General features: G+C 64.7%; 15 protein-coding genes. 5 read left to right on the forward strand and 10 right to left on the reverse strand.

What is annotated here, in order from left to right; genetic code table 11:
* Nucleotide 1 precedes the first annotated feature (1 nt).
* Together B4L76_RS02545 and B4L76_RS02550 are read right to left on the reverse strand one after the other, a co-directional pair.
* Nucleotides 2-538: a thioredoxin family protein gene (locus B4L76_RS02545; RefSeq protein WP_296230273.1), complete on the reverse strand. Its 537-nt coding sequence runs from the start codon at nt 536-538 to the stop codon at nt 2-4.
* Nucleotides 528-803, reverse strand: a complete 276-nt coding sequence (locus B4L76_RS02550) for a DUF2790 domain-containing protein (RefSeq protein WP_296230276.1) — start codon at nt 801-803, stop codon at nt 528-530. Before B4L76_RS02550 ends, B4L76_RS02545 begins: the two co-directional genes overlap by 11 nt.
* A 221-nt stretch (nt 804-1,024) precedes the next feature.
* Between B4L76_RS02550 and B4L76_RS02555 the strand changes: the two genes are divergently transcribed.
* The 4 genes from B4L76_RS02555 to B4L76_RS02570 all read left to right on the forward strand — a co-directional run bounded on the left by B4L76_RS02555 (nt 1,025) and on the right by B4L76_RS02570 (nt 4,404).
* Nucleotides 1,025-1,765, forward strand: a complete 741-nt coding sequence (locus B4L76_RS02555; protein WP_003250463.1) for a response regulator — start codon at nt 1,025-1,027, stop codon at nt 1,763-1,765.
* Nucleotides 1,762-3,048 carry a sensor histidine kinase gene (locus tag B4L76_RS02560; protein WP_296230285.1) on the forward strand — a complete coding sequence of 429 codons (1,287 nt, stop codon included), beginning with the start codon at nt 1,762-1,764 and terminating at the stop codon, nt 3,046-3,048. Before B4L76_RS02555 ends, B4L76_RS02560 begins: the two co-directional genes overlap by 4 nt.
* 235 nt (nt 3,049-3,283) lie before the next feature.
* Nucleotides 3,284-3,901 (forward strand): ferric reductase-like transmembrane domain-containing protein, encoded by a 618-nt coding sequence (locus tag B4L76_RS02565; RefSeq protein WP_296230287.1) that lies wholly within the window; start codon nt 3,284-3,286, stop codon nt 3,899-3,901.
* Nucleotides 3,902-3,915: 14 nt separating this feature from the next.
* Nucleotides 3,916-4,404 carry a DoxX family protein gene (locus B4L76_RS02570; RefSeq protein WP_296230289.1) on the forward strand — a complete coding sequence of 163 codons (489 nt, stop codon included), beginning with the start codon at nt 3,916-3,918 and terminating at the stop codon, nt 4,402-4,404.
* Nucleotides 4,405-4,442: 38 nt separating this feature from the next.
* Here B4L76_RS02570 and B4L76_RS02575 read toward each other — a convergent pair whose 3' ends face one another.
* The 7 genes from B4L76_RS02575 to B4L76_RS02605 all read right to left on the reverse strand — a co-directional run bounded on the left by B4L76_RS02575 (nt 4,443) and on the right by B4L76_RS02605 (nt 15,784).
* Nucleotides 4,443-5,141 (reverse strand): DNA-binding domain-containing protein, encoded by a 699-nt coding sequence (locus tag B4L76_RS02575; RefSeq protein ID WP_296230291.1) that lies wholly within the window; start codon nt 5,139-5,141, stop codon nt 4,443-4,445.
* Nucleotides 5,134-5,982, reverse strand: a complete 849-nt coding sequence (locus B4L76_RS02580) for a DUF692 domain-containing protein (protein WP_296230292.1) — start codon at nt 5,980-5,982, stop codon at nt 5,134-5,136. Before B4L76_RS02580 ends, B4L76_RS02575 begins: the two co-directional genes overlap by 8 nt.
* A 75-nt stretch (nt 5,983-6,057) precedes the next feature.
* Complete coding sequence (locus B4L76_RS02585; RefSeq protein WP_296230294.1) at nt 6,058-6,549, reverse strand: EF-hand domain-containing protein; 492 nt, start codon at nt 6,547-6,549, stop codon at nt 6,058-6,060.
* Nucleotides 6,550-6,719: 170 nt separating this feature from the next.
* A complete protein-coding gene (locus tag B4L76_RS02590) occupies nt 6,720-7,271 on the reverse strand; it encodes a DUF4174 domain-containing protein (RefSeq protein WP_296230296.1) in 552 nt (183 codons plus the stop codon).
* Nucleotides 7,272-7,453: 182 nt separating this feature from the next.
* Entirely contained in the window at nt 7,454-11,980 is a 4,527-nt protein-coding gene (locus B4L76_RS02595) for an NEL-type E3 ubiquitin ligase domain-containing protein (protein WP_296230297.1), read from the reverse strand.
* A gap of 132 nt (nt 11,981-12,112) precedes the next feature.
* On the reverse strand, nt 12,113-14,473 hold the full coding sequence (locus B4L76_RS02600) for a DNA polymerase II (RefSeq protein ID WP_296230300.1): 2,361 nt from the start codon (nt 14,471-14,473) through the stop codon (nt 12,113-12,115).
* Nucleotides 14,474-14,593: 120 nt separating this feature from the next.
* Nucleotides 14,594-15,784: an MFS transporter gene (locus B4L76_RS02605; RefSeq protein ID WP_296230301.1), complete on the reverse strand. Its 1,191-nt coding sequence runs from the start codon at nt 15,782-15,784 to the stop codon at nt 14,594-14,596.
* A gap of 118 nt (nt 15,785-15,902) precedes the next feature.
* On the opposite strand from B4L76_RS02605, the gene B4L76_RS02610 reads away from it, so the two are divergent.
* On the forward strand, nt 15,903-16,799 hold the full coding sequence (locus B4L76_RS02610) for a LysR family transcriptional regulator (protein ID WP_296230302.1): 897 nt from the start codon (nt 15,903-15,905) through the stop codon (nt 16,797-16,799).
* Here the strand turns inward: B4L76_RS02610 and B4L76_RS02615 are convergent.
* A complete protein-coding gene (locus B4L76_RS02615; protein WP_296230303.1) occupies nt 16,780-17,700 on the reverse strand; it encodes a LysR substrate-binding domain-containing protein in 921 nt (306 codons plus the stop codon). The two genes, B4L76_RS02610 and B4L76_RS02615, sit on opposite strands and share 20 nt — an antisense overlap.
* Nucleotides 17,701-17,738 lie beyond the last annotated feature (38 nt).

Here is a 17,738-nt window from a genome sequence, read left to right on the forward strand (position 1 = left end):
CTCATCCGTTCTCTTCCAGCAACGCCTGTATCACCTGCTCCTGCCCGGCATAATCGCCCTCGCCAAAATGCACATGGCGCACCTGGCCCTTGCGGTCGACGAAGTAATGCGCCGGCCAGAACTGGTTGCCCCAGGCATTCCACACCTTGTAGTCGTTATCCACCGCCACCGGGTAACCGATGCCCAGCCGGGCCACCTTGTCACGCAAGGTGCCGACATCGTGCTCGTAGTCATATTCCGGCGTATGTACCCCGACCACTACCAGGCCCTGGTCGGCATAGCGCCGTGCCCACTCGTTCACATGCGGCAGGCTGCGCTGGCAGTTGCTGCAGTCCCAGGTCCAGAAATCCACCAGCACTACCTTGCCCTTGAGCGCTGGTGCATCCAGCGGCGCCGAATTGAGCCACTGGCTGGCCCCCGACAGCGACGGCATGGCGCCGTAGCTGTCGCGTGCCAGGAGGTGCCCGGCCAGGCCAAGGCCGGTAAGGGCCAGGGCGATACCGCCCACCTTGAGCAACCAGCGGCGATCAATTCTCATGGCAACCGCCGGTGGCGTAGGTACGGTATTGCACGCTCTGCCGCTGGCCCTGGGAGTCCAGGTAGTCCATGCGGCTGTTCACCGGACCGCAGGTATTGCTCTGGTCGTTCTGTACCGACAGGACTTTCTGAATGTCCAGGTGGTCGCCGTAGCGGTACTGCATCACCGCATCGTCATTCATCGGTGCAGTGCCAGCATGGGCGATGAGGGTGCCGACGCTGAGTACGGCGAACAGGCTGGCGCTGGCGAAGGTCTTGAAGGTCATGGCATCTCTCCTGTGTAACGCTTGGGGGGGTGGGGAGTGCTGCTCCCCGGTCGAGAGCCATTTGACGCCCGCCAGGTATCCCGTATGTGTCGCCCAGCGTTGTGATCTGCTTCCTCCTGTATCGGTCCACGGGCCAGATACACTGCAATACAAAACCCCGCAGGCAAGCGCCCACGCGCTCGGTAAACTGCGCCCATCCCCCTTGCACAGGAACGCAGCGCATGGAACACGTCGATCACATCCTGATCGTCGACGACGACCGCGAAATTCGCGAGCTGGTCGGCAACTACCTGAAGAAGAACGGCCTGCGCACCAGCATCGTGGCCGATGGCCGCCAGATGCGCGCCTTTCTCGAAGCCAACAGTGTCGACCTGATCGTGCTCGACATCATGATGCCCGGCGACGACGGCCTGTTGCTGTGCCGCGAGCTGCGCGCCGGCAAACATCGCAACACCCCGGTGCTGATGCTGACCGCGCGCAACGACGAGACCGACCGCATCATCGGCCTGGAAATGGGGGCCGACGATTACCTGACCAAGCCGTTCTCGGCCCGCGAACTGCTGGCACGCATCAATGCCGTGCTGCGCCGTACACGCATGCTGCCGCCCAACCTGACCATCAGCGAAAGCAGCCGGCTGCTGGGCTTCGGCCAATGGCGCCTGGACACTACCGCGCGCCACCTGCTCGACAGCGAAGGCACCCTGGTGGCCCTGAGCGGCGCCGAGTACCGCCTGCTGCGGGTGTTTCTCGACCATCCGCAGCGGGTGCTCAGCCGTGAGCAACTGCTCAACCTGACCCAGGGCCGCGAGGCCGACATTTTCGACCGCTCCATCGACCTGCTGGTCAGCCGCCTACGCCAGCGCCTGGGCGATGACGCGCGCGAACCCAGCTGCATCAAGACCGTGCGCAGCGAGGGCTATGTATTCTCGCTGCCGGTGCAACTGCTCGAGTCGCCTTCATGAAGTGGCCACGCACCCTCGCCTCGCGCCTGGCGCTGATCTTCTTCACCGGCCTGGTCCTGGCCTATGGCCTGTCATTCGGCCTGCAGGCCTACGAACGCTATATCAGCAGCCGCTCGATGATGCTCAGCACCCTGGAACAGGACGTGGCCACCTCGGTAGCCATCCTCGACCGCCTGCCCGCAGCCGAACGCGCCGCCTGGTTGCCGCGCCTGGAGCGACGGACCTATCGCTACCGACTGGACCAGGGCCTGGCGGGCGAAGCGATGCCCAGCAGCGACCCGCCCATGGCCGCCGATTCGATCGTCAAGGCTATCGGCAACGACTACCGCCTGACCTTTCAGGAAATACCCGGCCCGAACGTGCACTTCCAGGCGCACCTGAGCCTGGCCGACGGTGCACCGCTGACCATCGACGTGACCCCGGCACCGGTGCCGGTGGCCCGCTGGCTACCGGTGGTGTTGCTGATCCAGTTGGCCGTGTTGTTGCTGTGCACCTGGCTGGCCGTACGCCTGGCAATCGGCCCGCTGACCCGCCTGGCCCAGGCGGTGGACAACCTCGACCCGGACAAGCCGGGTGTGCAACTGGACGAGAGCGGCCCGCGCGAGGTGCGCTACGCCGCGGTGGCCTTCAACGCCCTGCAAGCGCGGATCGCCGCCTACCTGAAAGAACGCATGCAGTTGCTGGCGGCAATATCGCATGATCTGCAAACACCGATCACACGCATGAAACTGCGGGTCGAGGTGATGGATGACGGGCTGGAAAAGGACAAGCTGTGGAATGACCTGGGCGAAATGGAACACCTGGTGCGGGAAGGCGTGGCCTATGCCCGGAGCATGGACACCAGTACCGAGGCCCCGTGCCGGGTCAACCTCGATGCCTTCCTCGACAGCCTGGTGTTCGACTATCAGGACAGCGGTGCGCGGGTCGAGCGCCGTGGCAGTAGCGGCAGCCTGTTGGAGACCCGGCCGCATGCCTTGCGACGCGTGCTGGTGAATCTGGTGGACAACGCCCTCAAGTTCGCCGGGGCTGCCGAGCTGGAAATAGCCCGGGACGGCGACACGACAGTCATCCGCGTGCTGGACAACGGGCCGGGAATACCCGTTGGCGAGCTGGATGAAGTGCTCAAGCCGTTCTACCGCGTGGAGGGTTCGCGCAACCGTAGCACCGGTGGCACCGGGTTGGGGCTGGCGATTGCCCACCAGTTGATCCAGGCCATGGGCGGTCGGCTGACACTTAGCAACCGCACAAGCGGCGGGTTGTGCGCGCAGATCGAACTGAAATGACAGCTTTTGCAGGTGCGAGCTTGTTTCGCGACCGGGCTGCGCAGCGGCCCCGGGTTTACAGCTTCGCAGCATGAGCTGCCGGGGCCGCTTGGCGGCCCTGTCGCGGCGCAAGGCCGTTCCTACCAAAAGTGGTCGCGCCTCTACAAACAGATACACAACCCAACTTCCGCCGACACACTGCAGATACGCCGCTCCAACACACTCCCGGTTACAACCATATTGCGGGAGCCCCCTGATGACCCCACTGACTCTACCCTCCGGCTGGAAGCTGTTCGCTGTCCTCGCCGGCCTGACCCTGGCGATGACCGCCGTGGTCCTGGCCAGCCAACCTGACCCCGACGGCCTGCGCAGCGCCATCCGCGCCACCGCGCGCAGCTCGTTCGCGCTGTTCCTGCTGGCGTTCCTGGCCTCTTCCCTGGTGACGTTGCTGCCAGGCCCCCAGAGCCGCCGCATCCTCCAGGAACGGCGCTACCTGGGGCTGGCATTCGCTTTCTCCCACACCGTGCATGGCGTGCTCATCTACCGCTATGCCCAGCAATTCCCCGAGCTGTTCTGGGCCAACCGCACGGTCACTTCCAGCCTGCCCGGCACCCTTGGCTACCTGTTCCTGCTGCTGCTCACCATCACTTCGTTCAAGGCCCCCATGCGCTTGCTGGGTGGCCGTGCCTGGCGGGCCCTGCACAGCACCGGCATGTGGGTACTGGCGGCAGTGTTCTGCCTGTCGTTCTACAAACGCATCCCCATGGGGAGCTGGTACCCGCTGGCGTTCGCCCTGATGTTCAGCGCCATCGCCATGAAACTCACTGCCAAGCTGGCCCGCCAGCAACGTCGTAACGCCCGCGCCTATTCCTGAGGAGAAAACACAGCATGAACACGCTGACGCGTACCCTGAGCACCTTTGACCGTTTTGGCACCTGGAGCGCCGACCTGCCGTTGCGGCTGTTCCTGGCCTGGGAGTTTTTCGAGTCCGGCTGGGAGAAGTTCAATGGCAGCAACTGGTTCGCTGACTTGCAAGCCAGTTTCCCGTTCCCCTTCAACCTGCTGCCGGCGGAGTTGAACTGGCAGCTGTCGATGTGGGCAGAGCTGATCCTGCCGTTGCTGCTGTTGCTGGGCCTGGGTACCCGGCTGGCAGCAGCAGGGCTGATGGTGGTCACCGTGGTGGCGATCGTCGCGGTGCATTGGCCGGCGCACTGGTCGAGCCTGGCCGAGCTGGCCCAGGGTTATGTCATTACCGACCAGGGTTTCGGCAACTTCAAGTTGCCGCTGATCTACCTGGTGGCGCTGCTGCCGCTGCTGCTCAAGGGAGCTGGGCGCTTGAGCCTGGACCATTGGCTCAGGGTGCGGTGCTGCAAGTAGATACTGTTGGGGCTGCGCAGCAGCCCCAACACCTCGCGTCAAACTGTACCGATGATGATTCCCTGCTCGCGCAGCCCTTCCAGCAATGCCAACCCTTGCATCACATCGGCGTCCAACGCCTCCAGCCGCGCCCGCCCAGTGCCCTGCTCCAGCGCCAGTAATCGGTACGCCAGCGGCGTCAAGCGAGCGAAGCGCACCTGCAACCCGGCATCGCGATAAACCAGCAACAAGGTCGCTGTCGCAGGTGCAGCCTGCGGCTGGTAATCCGCCCCGATCCGCTCCACCGGCCACCGATAGGCCAATACCCGAGCCACACAAGACAGCAGCGGCTCCCCGTCCAGCAGATTGCCCAGCGGGTCATGCGGCGGGTCCTCGGCATCGCTCAGGTACAGCTGCGCCTCGATCCACTCGTAGTGCGCCAGCTCCAGTTGCCAGGGAGCATCCGGCGGCACGCCCTGCAGGTAGTCGACGAACGCCCCGGCTATTTCGGTGAACAGTGGCGTCTGGCTGCGGTAGTTGGCGTAGAAATCATGTACGCGAGCATGCCAGCGCTGTTCGCCCAGCGCCTGGCGCATGACCGGGAAGCTGCCGGCCAGCAAGCCTTCGATGGCGCCATAGAACAACTCCCGGTACACCTTGAGCCGCCGTGCCTCCACGCCAGCCGGTGGTGCATGGCGCTGCGGGTCGCGCAGGTGGCGGGCCAGGGCGTATTGCTGTTGACGCAAGGTCTCATCCATTGGCGTGCCCTCCAGAGGCGTGCTGCAGCTGGCGAATGCGCGCCGTCTCGGCCAGCAGTTCGGCGAGCGGCGGGTAGTTGAAGTCGCGCTCGAGCACCGTCGGTTGCACGCCAAAACGCGCGCAGGCAATTGCGTACAGCGCCCACACCTCTTCCTTTACTGAGGCGCCATGGGTGTCGACCTTGAGGTCGGGCGCCTCGTCGTAGTGGCCGGCCACGTGCATGCCGACCACCCGGGCCTTGGGCAGGCCTGCGAGAAACGCCTGGGCCTGGTAACCATGGTTGCAGGCATTGACGAACACATTGTTGACGTCCAGCAACAGGTCGCAGTCAGCCTCGTCGAGCACCGCCCGGATGAAGTCGAGCTCACTCATGGCCTGGTAGGGCGCGGCATAGTAGCTGATGTTTTCCACGGCTATCCGGCGCCCCAGATGCTCCTGCACCTGGCGAATACGCGTGGCCACATGGCGCACGGCTTCATCGGTGAATGGCAGGGGCATCAGGTCGTACAGGTGGCCGTCGTCGCTGCAGTAGCTCAGGTGTTCGCTGTACAGGCGCACCTGGTAGCGCTCGAGAAAGCGCCGCGTCTGCTCGAGGAACCGCAGGTCCAGCGGTGCGCTGCCGCCCAGCGACAACGACAAGCCATGGCAGGCAATGGCAAAACGTTCGGCCAGTTGCGCCAGCCCTTTGCCGTAGGCACCGCCCACGGCAATCCAGTTTTCCGGGGCGCATTCGAGAAAGTCCACCACGCCGGCTTCCAGCGCCAGTAGTTCCGACATCAGGCCGCGGCGCAGGCCTAGCCCCGCTTGCAGAGGGGCGGCGGGTATATGGGTTGGGTACATGGAAAGATCTCCAACAGGCACAACGCCCCGCCTGGCCAGCAGGAGGGGCGTTGCGCTTACAGGTGGGTCAACGGCTCAGGGCTTGCCGGTCAAGTGGCTGAACAGGCCTTCGGGCATGCGCTTGCCATTGGCCTGGTAGATCGCCTTGAGGTGGTCGGCAGCTTCCTGTTCGGAAATGTAGCCATCGTGGTTGCGGTCGATCTTGTCAAAGTCGCCGGCACGCTCCTTGGCGACTGCAACGAACTCGTCACGCGACACCTTGCCGTCGTGGTTGGTATCGGTTCGGGCGAACGACGCATCGCCGCACTTGCCTTCGCCACATTTGCCCTCGGCGCCGGCCTTGGCACTGGCGCCACACTTGCCCTCACCGCACTTGCCTTCGCCCTGGGTGGCCTTGGCGCTGGCCCCGCACTTGCCTTCACCACATTTGCCTTCGCCGGCCACCTTGGCCGAAGCCAGCTGGTAACCTTGGGCCAGAGGTTCGACAGCGAATGCGTTGCTGCCAAGTGCCATGCCGCCGATCAGGGCGGCGCCAAGCAGGCCGAGCGTGCTTCGTACATGTGTCATGGTGATGCTCCACTGTGGTTGGGATGTGGAGCCATTAGGCCGTTGCGATTTGTCGGGGATGTATCGCAGAAGGCGCGGTTTTGTATGAAAACCGCTCAGCAGCGTGGCCATATACAGTCAGATACAAACCAGGCTGCAAGCGGCCCCGGCGGGCGCCGGGGCCGAGCCACTCAGTCTTCCAGCGGCTTGGGCGGCGCAGCCGGTTTGGCTGGCTTGGCCGGCTTGCTGTCCTTGGCCTTGGTTTCCGGCGCCGCGGCCACAGGCTCGGGTGCCGTGAGCGCTTTTTCGCTGGCGGGCAGCTCATCGACCGCCTTGAAGATCGTCTGTGGGTCGATAGGCTCGCCGCTGTCGTCATCCTTGAGCACATGCCGTTCGCCGTCCTTGCCCACCAGGATCACCTTGGTACCCTTGCTCGCGCCAAGTTTCAGTTCCCGGATCAGGGCCATGGTGGTCTGCTGTTCGAGGTTCTTGTCCTCACGCTTGCCCATCATGCTGGCGACGCTGTACAGCACCAGGCTGCGTTCCTTGAACGCTGCCTGGGTGGCCGGGTCCTTCAACGCCTCGTTCAACCCGCGCAGGGTCGGGTCGGCGCTGCTCGGGGCGATAACCACCAATGGCCTGGCCTTGCCCAGTTCCTTGGCCAATGGCGCATCGCTGTCTGCGGCGAACAGCGGGCCGGCAACTGCAAGCAAGGTGGCGAGGGTCAGTGACCGAACGAGCATGTGCATCTCCTTATTCTCTCGATTAACCAAAGACTTCAGATCATGGAGAAAGATCCTACGTGCGAGCCTAAACCAACCAGCACGATCACAGCACCGGCAGAAGGTAACCCGGCATTTCCTTGACGGTGCGCCGCCCCCCGGAAAATACCAGTGCCCGAAGTTGAGCATAGCCCACCGATGCCTCATTGCCCTGCCATCCGCGGCTCTGGAGCGGCCTCCAGGGCCTCCCGGGTAAGCGCCAGCAGCAGTGCATGGCGTGCTTGCTCACGCTCGCGTTGCAAGGTCGCGTATTGAGCCATGTACTCGGCTTCCGGCATGCTGTCGGCAGCCTCCATCAACCGGTTGGAGCGCTCCTGGTAAGGCGCATTGAACGCCTCCAGGCGCTCGGCATGGTTCCTGAGCAGATGCTCTTCCCAGAATTCACGTGCCACCAGCGATGCGGCAAGGTGCTCTGTGGTTTCGGCCTCCTCGACCCGCACCCGCGCCTGTTCCAGGCGCTGCGCAGTCACGCCGCCAACCTCGGCGAACAGCATGTCGCCCGGCTGTGCCGGCAAGTCCAGGCTGTCGCGCAGGCCAATACGGTAGGCAAGCCCCACTTCGATTTCGTCCGGGTCCGCCCCATCGGCCCGCCTCGCCTGGATGTCCTCGAGGGCAATGCGGTCCACCTCGTCCAGGCGCCACAAACGCCGCCCCAGTTGCAGCAATGCGGCCTCTTGATTCCCTCCCGCCGCATCCACCCGTGCTCGCCAGACCAGCATATGCAGTTCCAGGTTGCTGAAGCACAACGTGACGCTGTCTTGGCACGTGAGCGTCTCGGCCGCGCGCCTGAACAGTTCTTCGCGCAACGAGCTGTAGTCGCGCATGGCAATCAGCATGCCGAACACCCGGTTCGCCAGGGCCTGGCGATGCGTACGGAAATCCGCGGTTTCCTGCAACCTGCGCAGCAGGTTGAAGAAATCCGCGGCGCCTGGCTCAGTCACCAGTTCGTCCCAGGCTGAAGACTGTTCAGGTCGCAGGGCACTATCGGCGGCATCCAGCCAACGCAGGCGGACCGAAGCCGCTGGGGCGATCACCTCCTGTTCAAGGGGTATGGCATGCGCCTGCATGAAGAGCTGCAGCCGCTGGGCAGTTTCGGCAGTCAGCGGGTTACCTTCGAGCAATACGGTGCTGCTGACCCAGGCCGGTGAGCGATAGAAGCGCCGCGGCAATTCGGTGATCTGGTTGCCGCGCAGATCGGCGATTACCAGTTCCAGGCGGTCCAGCAATGCCGGGGGGAATTCGCTGATGCCAGTATTGCGCATGTGCAGCCGGGCCAGGCGGTCGAGGCGGTACAGCGGGAAAGCGCGGCCCAGTGGGTTGTACGACAGATTGACGTATTCCAGCGCCTCGCAGTTGGCAAGCGTCATGGCCTGCGAGGCATCCAGCACAATGTTGTTGCCGAACAGGTCCAGCTCGCGCAAGTGCGCCAGGCGCTGCAGGTCTGGCGGAACCCGGGTCAGCTCGTTACCGGAGAGTTCGAGCACCTGCAGGCGTGGGAAAGCACGCAAGAACCCTGGGGAGAATTCGCGTAGCCCCAGGCCCATCATCGACAGCTCGTGCACGTGGCCGAAGCTGACCTGTTCCGGCAACTCCGGCAACCTTTGCAGGGTCACTGCCCACAGGCTCAGGCGATACCCCGAGGGCAGGCCTTCCACCCCGGCCGTGCGAATAGCGCTGCGTTGCCAGCAATTGACCAGCGTATCGCGCAGGTAGCGGCGTTCTCCGCGTTCCAGGGTACTCGTGCCCATCTGGATCCAGGCGTGCAGATGGGTCTGCAGCGTTTCCAGTTCACGCATGAGGCTGGCCACTTCATCCTCGGGACGGCGCCCAGCCTGATGTGCGTCGTTGATCCAGGCAAGCACCTGCGCGTCGGTATACGAAGGGTAGATCGCACGCAACGAGGCGAACACCCCCTGCGGCCTGGCACGCCGCCCCGAACCCTCGCCGCGTCCACTCAGCGGGTAGCCAATGCGCCCGTCCGGCAGCCGCCGGGGTGGGCGGAACCAGCTGGCCGGTTCGGCGTGGCCCAACAGACGGCGTATCAGCGCCCGTTGCTGCAAGGCCTGGCGCCCGACCAGCACGCGCAGGTTATGGGCGAAGGGGGCCCCCACGCCCAATGCAGCCTGCTGGCTCTCATCGTACGCAGCAGCGATCACCGCAAACAGTTCACCTGGCTCTCCGAGCACGCCATGTGCGCCGTGTAGCTGGAACTGGCCGTGCAGATGGACCAGGTCGAAACAGCCCTCGCACTGCTCGCTGCCCGCCAGCATTGGCCCGTCGAGCGCCCCTTCGAACAACCGCCAGCGAACGCTGCGGGCCAGCCCTGGCAGTTGCTCGCTCAAGCCCAGCACGGCCCTGGCCAGATCAGCCCCCTGTGGCGTGTCCAGAAAAAGCCCTTCGTACACCCGTATCACCCGTACTTCCAGCGCGGCTTCCCGGGCTGCGGCGGCGAGGTTCAGCGACACCCGCCCGGTGTCGCGCAGCCGTTGCCGGTCAGCCGGCCGCGCATCACGCAGCAAGGCGGCGGCTTGCCGGTCATGCAGCCCCGGGAACAACCGGCGCAAGGTCGCGACATCCTGCCCTTGGCTGCCCTGCTCTGCGACGTATACGCGCTCGAACAACGCCCGTCGCCGGGCCCAGGCCAGCTCGGCCAGCGCCTGGTCAGTGAGCCCCACCGCGCCTGGCAACCTGCGGGCATGTTCCAGCACGGCAGTATCGATGACCTGCACACCACCGCGCAGTTGGCTGACCAGCTGGCGGATGCGCCGGTCCAGGTTGAAGCGCATGGCGCTGTCGCGCATGCCTGCACCGGGGGCATGACCATGCACATGCAGGCCGCGAAGTTGTGCACTGTCCAGGGCATGGGTCGCCATGAAGAGCCCCACATCATCGTCATCGAGCCTGGCAAATTCGCCCCCCAGGCGACGTAGCAGATAACCTTGGCCGTCCCACTGCGCGGGCTGTTCGCACCACAGCCGCCAGGCACCGGCACCATTGTGCTGCAGACGCGGTGCATGGCCGGCCCGCGCCCGCAGGCGCCACTGCCCCGGTAGCCGGTCCGCGACGACCGCGTAATGATGACCGTTCATTTCCACCCAGGCCTGCTCGCCCAGTCGCTGGATACCCTCGCTGTCGGCTGCGCTCGCCTGCGCCGGTAGCACGCTACGGAACGCTGCGAGGGCCGGCTGCCACAAACGCCTGGTGCCATCTTCGAGCCGCACCGGGACCAGGCTGTCGACCATTGCCGACCTGCTCCAAAGGCTGCGCACGGCGCTGGCACCCGCCACCGTTGCGGCCATCACTGCCACGTCGGATGCCACATTCAGCACGTGGTCCAGCGCTTCGCTGGTATCGCCCTCATGCCAGGCTTCGATGCCATGGAACACTTCTCCCAGCAGTTCCCACGCAGTCACTGCCAGCAGGCCGACACCGATCACCGGTACGAACAATGCCGCCAGGTTGAGCAGGGCCCAGCCTTCGGCAGCCAAGCGCTGGTCATGAGCCCTCTGTTGCTCGGCATCGACGCTGCGGGTAGGCACCGCGATCATCGCAGCGTCATCCATCAGCTGCTCGATGCGCGCCCGGGCCAAGGCTTCGAACACTGGCTCAGAAAGGACTTGCGTATGTTCCCCGAGGCTGATGTTGGCCAGGTCGGAGACTCCCTGGTAGCCGGCAATTACCGCAGCGAAGAAGGTCTGGCTGTCGCGTCGGCGAACGAAACGGCTGAAAAAGCGTTGGTACTGCGGGGTTCGCAAGCGCTTGCCCAAGGCGTTGGCGAAATGTCGCAAGTCGGGGAATGCCCGCCAGGCGCCCTGCGGGTCACCCGGAATGTGCACCAGAACCCGCGCCGTGCTGCTGTAAAGCGGGCTGAACGTTTCATCGCGCACATCGAGCACGACGACCTGTTCAAGCCAGGTACCCAGCAGTTTCAGACGCTTGGCCTGCACCGGTCGCCCGTCAAGCTGCAAGGGCGCGTACAGTCCGCAGAAGTCCACCAGCAGCTGGTGCTCCGCTTCGCTGACCTGGCCGCTGATCCAGGCGACATGCGCATCGACCAGCATCGCATAGCGCTGCGCCCGGGCAATCAGCGACTTTACCTTTGGCATCGCGTCATCGCTTGCAGGCGGCTGCAGGATCGACCTCAGGTGATCCTGATACTGCCCACCCAGGTCGAGGCTGCGACACAGCGCGGCGAAATCGCAGGCAGTTGGCAAGGTGTGCTCCGCCGCCCCCAGCAGGCCATTACCGATGGGTTGCCCACCCTTTATCGCCTGGTCAGCCGTGAAATTGCGCAGTGCGGCCTCAAGCAGGGGGATCTGTTCATAGACCACCGTGGTCAGGTGGCTGCCCACCGGCTGATCGTTGATCACCGGCTCACGGCGGCCCTGGCGAAACTGCAGGGTCCCGATGTCGATCGTCGCGGGCAGGTTCAACGCTGCTTGCAGCAACGGCCTGGCAAACCGGTCGATGCCCTGGATCTGCCCAAGCACCGCACTGACGCGCTGGCGGAAGTACAGGCTCAGGCTCATGGCCTGCGCCAGCGCCTGTACTTGCGCCGGGGTGGCCGAAGCCAGCCAGCCCGGCAAGCGCTGCGCGATGATTGCGTCCTGGAAGGCCTGCTCTGCAGTCATGGGCGGATGTAGCGGTTGGTCGGTGCTGCCAGGCATCATGCGTGTCTCCGTTGGATGAAGACCCGAGCCTAAGCAGCTGGCAGACAAGCCGGCGGCTAGATAGTTAATACCTGGCTGCCATCAACCTCAGCGCAGCTGGATGATGTGCAACAGGCCGGCTGCCACACCGGCTCAGAACAGCGGCAATTGCTGATCCACAAGGGCACCGAAACCCTCTCCCACGAACGGCAGGATGGCGTCGGCCACCGGTTGCAGCTGGCGTGACAGATAATGCTCATAGTCGACCGGCGCCTGCAGGTTCTCCAGCGGTTCCGGGCCGGCAGTGGTCATGACATAGCTGATCCAGCCACCGCGCTGGTACTGCAGCGGACGGCCCAGGCGGCGGTTATAGTCATCCGCCAGGCGCGCGGCCCGCACATGCGGCGGCACGTTGCGCTGATAATCGGCCAGCGGCCTGCGCAGGCGCTTGCGGTACACCAGCAGGCTGTCGAGTTCGCCAGCCAGGGTCCGTTGCACATATTCGCGCAGGTAGTCGCGAAATGGCTCGCCACGGAATATCCGCCCGTACAGTTCCTGCTGGAACTGCCGGGCCAGCGGCGACCAGTCGGTGCGCACCGACTCCAGGCCCTTGTAGACCATTTCTTCGCTGCCATCGGCGCGCTGCACCAGGCCAGCGTAACGCTTCTTGCTGCCTTCGTCGGCGCCGCGGATGGTGGGCATCAGGAAACGCCGGTAATGCACTTCGTACTGCAGTTCCAGCGCGCTTTCCAGATGCATCTTTTCGCGCAGGTGTTCGCGCCACCACTGGTTGACCAGGGCCACCAGCTCACGGCCGATGCGGGCCGCGGCCTGATCCTCATGTGGCCCTTTTAGCCAGACGAAGGTGGAGTCGGTATCGCCATAGATCACCTCATACCCCTGGGCTTCGATCAACGCCCGGGTCTGGCGCATGATCTGATGGCCGCGCAGGGTGATCGACGAGGCCAGGCGCGGATCGAAGAACCGGCAGCCGCTGGAACCGAGCACACCGTAGAACGCATTCATGATGATTTTCAACGCCTGTGACAGCGGCGCGTTGCCCTCGCGCTTGGCCGCTTCCCGGCCCTGCCATACCCGCTCGACGATGGCCGGCAGGCAATGCTGGCTGCGCGAAAAACGCGCCCCCCGAAAACCTTCCACTGAATGTTCGTCGTCGGGCAGGCGCAAACCTTCGACCAGCCCGACCGGGTCGATCAGGAAGGTACGAATGATCGACGGGTACAGGCTCTTGTAGTCCAGCACCAGCACCGAGTCGTACAGGCCGGGACGCGAATCCATGACGAAACCACCAGGGCTGGCTTCCTCGGGGCGGCTGCCGAGGTTGGGGGCGACGAAGCCCAGCCGGTGCATCTGCGGGATGTACAGATGACCGAACGCCGCCACCGAACCGCCGCTGCGGTCCACGGCAAGGCCGGTGACCGACGAACGCTCGAGGAGGAAATCGAGCAGGCGGGTATGGGCGAAGATGCGCGTGACCAGTTCGCAATCCTTGAGGTTGTAGCGTGCCAGGGCCGGTTTGTCCTCGGCGAAACGGCGGTTGATTTCATCCATGCGCTGGTACGGCGTGTCGATGGCCTTGCCTTCGCCGAGCAACGTCTGAGCAACACTTTCCAGACTGAACGACGGGAAGCTCCAGGTTGCCGAACGCAGTGCCTCGATACCGTCGATCAGCAGCCGGCCCGGGGCATCGGCGAACACGTGGCCGCCACTGGCGTGGCTGCGCAAGCTCAGCGGCGCGCCATTACGCCCCAGTATCAGCGGCACCTGCAGCAGTCTGGCGTGTTCATGCAACAGGCGCAGGTCGAACTGGATCAGGTTCCAGCCGATGATCGCGTCGGGGTCATGCGCGGCGAACCACTGGTTGAGGCCAGTCAGCAGCTCGGCGCGGTCGGCACAATAGTGCAGGGCAAAATCGAGGTCATCGGCCACGCCGTTCGCCGGGCCGAGCATGTACACCTGGCGCTGCCCGCAACCTTCCAGAGCAATGCTGTACAACTCGCCACGCTCGCTGGTTTCGATATCCAGCGACACCAGGCGCAGCGGTGGTCGATAAGCCGCAAACGGCTTGAGCTGGGCATCGCACCATACGCCCTCGGCATCAGCCTGACCGGTGAACTGCACCGGGGCAGTGATGAAGCGCTCCATCAGGTAGCGCTCGGGCGGGCGGATATCGGCTTCGAACACCTCGATACCGGCCGTGCGCAGGCGTTGCTCCAGTTGCATCAACTGCCGGTGCTGGCGGCAGTACAGGCCCAGCACCGGGCGCTGGTCGAAGTCCTTCAGCTGCAACACCCGCAGCTCCACGCCGGGTTCGTTGCCCAGCAAAACCCGGGCATACGCTTCCTGCGCCTGGGGAATGAACGCCACCGACACCTGCGGCGCCAGGCGCAACAGCCGCGGCCCCTGGTCGGTGGCCAGCCAGAACTCCACACAGGTGCCTTCGGGCGTGTCATGCCAATGCCGGGTCAGGACAAAGCCCTGCTGCAACTCCACCGCGTCGACCTCTGATCGTTTGTTGTGCTGATCGTGGCGATTCTACCTCTGACGCACCATTGCCGCGTGTTTTTTTAGGATGCTGGCTGGTCGGCGACAGGGGCGGACCAGTGAAAGCGCCTAACGAGCGCCCGTCACGAACCCATTGCGCCGCCCGGCCAAGGCCAACAGCCAGGCAACCCCGACCAGCCCCAGCACCACTGCCCCAAACCACTCCACCCCGGCCCCGCTCAACAACACCCCGCCAATGATCCCGCCCAAGGCAATGGCGCCGTTCCACACCGTCACCAGCATCGACTGCGCCACATCCCCACCCTCGCCAGCCGCATCCGCACAGGCAGTCTGCAGCAGGGTCGGCGCGCCACCGTAGGTCACGCCCCACAAGGCGATGCCCAGGTACATCAGCCACGACGACGCCTGCCCCAACAGCAGCGTGGCCAGGGCAAAGCCGGCCAGGCTCAGCAACACCAACAGGCGTAGATGCCGATCCACCAGCCCTCCCACCAGGCCGATCCCGGCCAGGGCCGCCAGGCCAAACACCATCAGCACCGGGCCGATGTCGGCGGCCATGCCAGCGGCTGCCAGCAACGGCACGATGTAGGTGTAGAGAATGTTATGGCCCAGGATCCAGCAGAGGATCACCAGCAGCACCACCGCCACCCCCGGCGTGCGCAGCACCTGCAGGGCCGCCGGACGCTTGCCGACGACGTGCCCCGGGTAATCCGGCACTGACCGCAGCACCCAGGCCATCAGTACTAGCGCCACCCCGGTGACCACCATGAACGTGGCCCGCCACCCCAGCCCCGCCCCCAGCCAGGTGGCGATCGGCAGCCCGAGCGACAATGCAATCGGCTGGCCGAGCATCGCCACCGCCATGGCCCGGCCCTGCAACGCCACCGGCACCATGCGCCGGGCATGGCCGGCAATCAGCCCCCAGGCCAGCCCGGCCGCAGCGCCGGTGAAAAAGCGCAGGACCAGGGTCAGGGTGTTGGACGACGACATGGCCGTCAGCCCGTTGAACAGCACGAAACCGCCGATCGCCAGCAACAGGGCGCGGCGGCGGTACCAGCCCTGGGTCAGGGTCACCAGCGGGATAGCCGTCAGCAGCGAGCCCATGGCATACGCGGTGACCCATTGCCCGGCCATGGCCTGGCTGATGTGCATGCCATCGGCGATCTGGTCGAGCAGGCCGGCCGGCAAGGTTTCACTGAGGATGGCGATGAAGCCGGTCATGGCCAGCGCCAGCAGCCCGCCGAGCGGGAAACGTTCACTGTCGGCGGCCAGCAGCGGTGCGGAGGATGTCTGGGACATTGCAGATGCCTTGAGTAGGAAAACCAGGCGGACAGTCTGCAAGCCAAGGCCATTGCGGAAAAAGGTGGTTACAATGCCGCTCACCCAGGACACCGGTGTCCGCAATCAGAGATACAGTATGGACAGCCTCAGCGGCTTCGTAGTCTTCAATCGGGTCGCCGAAACCCGCAGTTTCGTCGCTGCCGGCCAGTCGCTGGGCATCAGTGCCTCGGCCGTCGGCAAACGTGTGGCGCGCCTGGAAAGCCGCCTGGGTGTGCGCCTGTTCCACCGCAGCACGCGCAGCATCACCCTCACTGCCGAAGGCGCGCTGTTCCTCGAACGCAGTCGGCGCATCCTGGCCGAGATCGAGGCCACCGAGCAGGAACTGTCCCAGGCCAGCGAGACCCCGCGCGGTCGCCTGCGGGTGAGCATGCCGCAGGTCACCGGCCTGGTGATGCCGGCGCTGGCCGAGTTCATGGCACGTTACCCGCAGGTGGAGCTGGACCTGGACTTTTCCGACCGCATGGTGGACATCGTCGGTGAAGGCTTCGATGTAGTGATGCGTGGCGGGCAGCCGGGGGATTCACGGCTCAATGCCAAGTTCCTGGGGCACTTCCAGCACTGCCTGGTGGCTTCGCCCGAGTACCTGCGCGAACGCGGCACGCCCAGGCACCCGCGCGACCTGGCGGCGCACACCTGCCTGCACTACCGCTTCCCCAGCAATGGCAAGCTGGAAACCTGGCCGCTGCGCCAGGAGCACCCCGAGCAGGGCTATGACATCCCCATCTCGATGGTTTGCAACCATGTCGAGACGCGCGTCTGCTTTGCCGTGAACCACCGCGGCATCACCTGCCTGCCGGACTTTACCGTACGCCGCGAACTGGCCAGCGGTGCGCTGGTCAGCGTACTGGACAATTTCATGGAGCGGCGCGGCAGCTTCTACCTGCTCTGGCCGTCAGGGCGACAAATGCCACCGAAACTGCGGGTATTCATCGACTTCATGCTCGAACGCGTATTCAATCGTACAGGTAGTTGATGTCCTTGCAGGCCAGCGCCGGCACCTGGCCGAGCAGGAACTCGCGCAATTTGTGCATCTGCCGCGCCTTGGGGCTGGCCTTGAGCCAGGTCATGTAGTAGCCGTCGCCAGTCGCCACCGCGTGCTTGAACGGCGTGACCAGGCGCCCCGCCCCCAGGTCGGCGCTGGCCAGCACCAGGTCTACCACCGAAATACCCAGGCCTTGCTGGGCGGCAGAAATGCCTTGGTCAAGGGTATCGAACACTTGCCCGTGGTCGATGCTTATGTGCAGCGCGTCCATGCGTGCCAGCCAGCGCCGCCAGTCACGCCGGTCGGGCGACGGGTGCAGGAATTCGCACTGGGCGAGGTCGGCCAGAACCGGTTGCGCCTGGGTCATGTAGTCGGGGTGGCACACCGGAATCAGCCACTCGTCGAACAGCTTGAAGCTCTCGATATCGGCGGGAAAACGCCCGTTGGCCAGCAGGATCGCGCAGTCGTAGGGCTCGGAATAGAAGTCCACGCTGTCGATGTCCATCCACACGCTGGACAATTGCACGCTGCAGTTGTCCTCGACCTTCTTGAATGCATCCAGTGCCCGTAGCAGCCAGCGCACGGTGAGCGTGGACGGGGCTTTCAGGCGCAGGCCGTAGCGGTCCTGGCGCAGCAGCGCGCAGGCATTTTCGATGATCTTGAAACCCACCTTGAGCTCTTGCGCCAGCAGGCGGCCGTGCTCGGTCAGCGCCAGTTTCGGCCCGCGCCGCTCGAACAGGTCACAACCGAACATGGCTTCGAGCGTCTTGATGTGATGGCTGACGGCCCCTTGGGTCAGCGCCAGTTCTTCCGCGGCACGGGTAAATGAGCCATAGCGAGAGGCCACCTCGAAGGCACGCAGTGCGTGCAAGGCCTGAATCCGTTCCGACATGGCGACGCTCCGAGCATGAATGAGACTAATAGTAGGTC

This window comes from Pseudomonas sp. UBA4617 (genome assembly GCF_002386445.1).
Classification (GTDB): Bacteria; Pseudomonadota; Gammaproteobacteria; order Pseudomonadales; family Pseudomonadaceae; genus Aquipseudomonas.

What these genes read in the sequence shown, in the direction of transcription:
- B4L76_RS02545 (WP_296230273.1), bottom strand. Translation starts at nt 538, where the DNA reads ATGAGAATTGATCGCCGCTGGTTGCTCAAGGTGGGCGGTATCGCCCTG.
- B4L76_RS02550 (WP_296230276.1), bottom strand. Translation starts at nt 803, where the DNA reads ATGACCTTCAAGACCTTCGCCAGCGCCAGCCTGTTCGCCGTACTCAGC.
- B4L76_RS02555 (WP_003250463.1), top strand. Translation starts at nt 1,025, where the DNA reads ATGGAACACGTCGATCACATCCTGATCGTCGACGACGACCGCGAAATT.
- B4L76_RS02560 (WP_296230285.1), top strand. Translation starts at nt 1,762, where the DNA reads ATGAAGTGGCCACGCACCCTCGCCTCGCGCCTGGCGCTGATCTTCTTC.
- B4L76_RS02565 (WP_296230287.1), top strand. Translation starts at nt 3,284, where the DNA reads ATGACCCCACTGACTCTACCCTCCGGCTGGAAGCTGTTCGCTGTCCTC.
- B4L76_RS02570 (WP_296230289.1), top strand. Translation starts at nt 3,916, where the DNA reads ATGAACACGCTGACGCGTACCCTGAGCACCTTTGACCGTTTTGGCACC.
- B4L76_RS02575 (WP_296230291.1), bottom strand. Translation starts at nt 5,141, where the DNA reads ATGGATGAGACCTTGCGTCAACAGCAATACGCCCTGGCCCGCCACCTG.
- B4L76_RS02580 (WP_296230292.1), bottom strand. Translation starts at nt 5,982, where the DNA reads ATGTACCCAACCCATATACCCGCCGCCCCTCTGCAAGCGGGGCTAGGC.
- B4L76_RS02585 (WP_296230294.1), bottom strand. Translation starts at nt 6,549, where the DNA reads ATGACACATGTACGAAGCACGCTCGGCCTGCTTGGCGCCGCCCTGATC.
- B4L76_RS02590 (WP_296230296.1), bottom strand. Translation starts at nt 7,271, where the DNA reads ATGCTCGTTCGGTCACTGACCCTCGCCACCTTGCTTGCAGTTGCCGGC.
- B4L76_RS02595 (WP_296230297.1), bottom strand. Translation starts at nt 11,980, where the DNA reads ATGATGCCTGGCAGCACCGACCAACCGCTACATCCGCCCATGACTGCA.
- B4L76_RS02605 (WP_296230301.1), bottom strand. Translation starts at nt 15,784, where the DNA reads ATGTCCCAGACATCCTCCGCACCGCTGCTGGCCGCCGACAGTGAACGT.
- B4L76_RS02610 (WP_296230302.1), top strand. Translation starts at nt 15,903, where the DNA reads ATGGACAGCCTCAGCGGCTTCGTAGTCTTCAATCGGGTCGCCGAAACC.
- B4L76_RS02615 (WP_296230303.1), bottom strand. Translation starts at nt 17,700, where the DNA reads ATGTCGGAACGGATTCAGGCCTTGCACGCACTGCGTGCCTTCGAGGTG.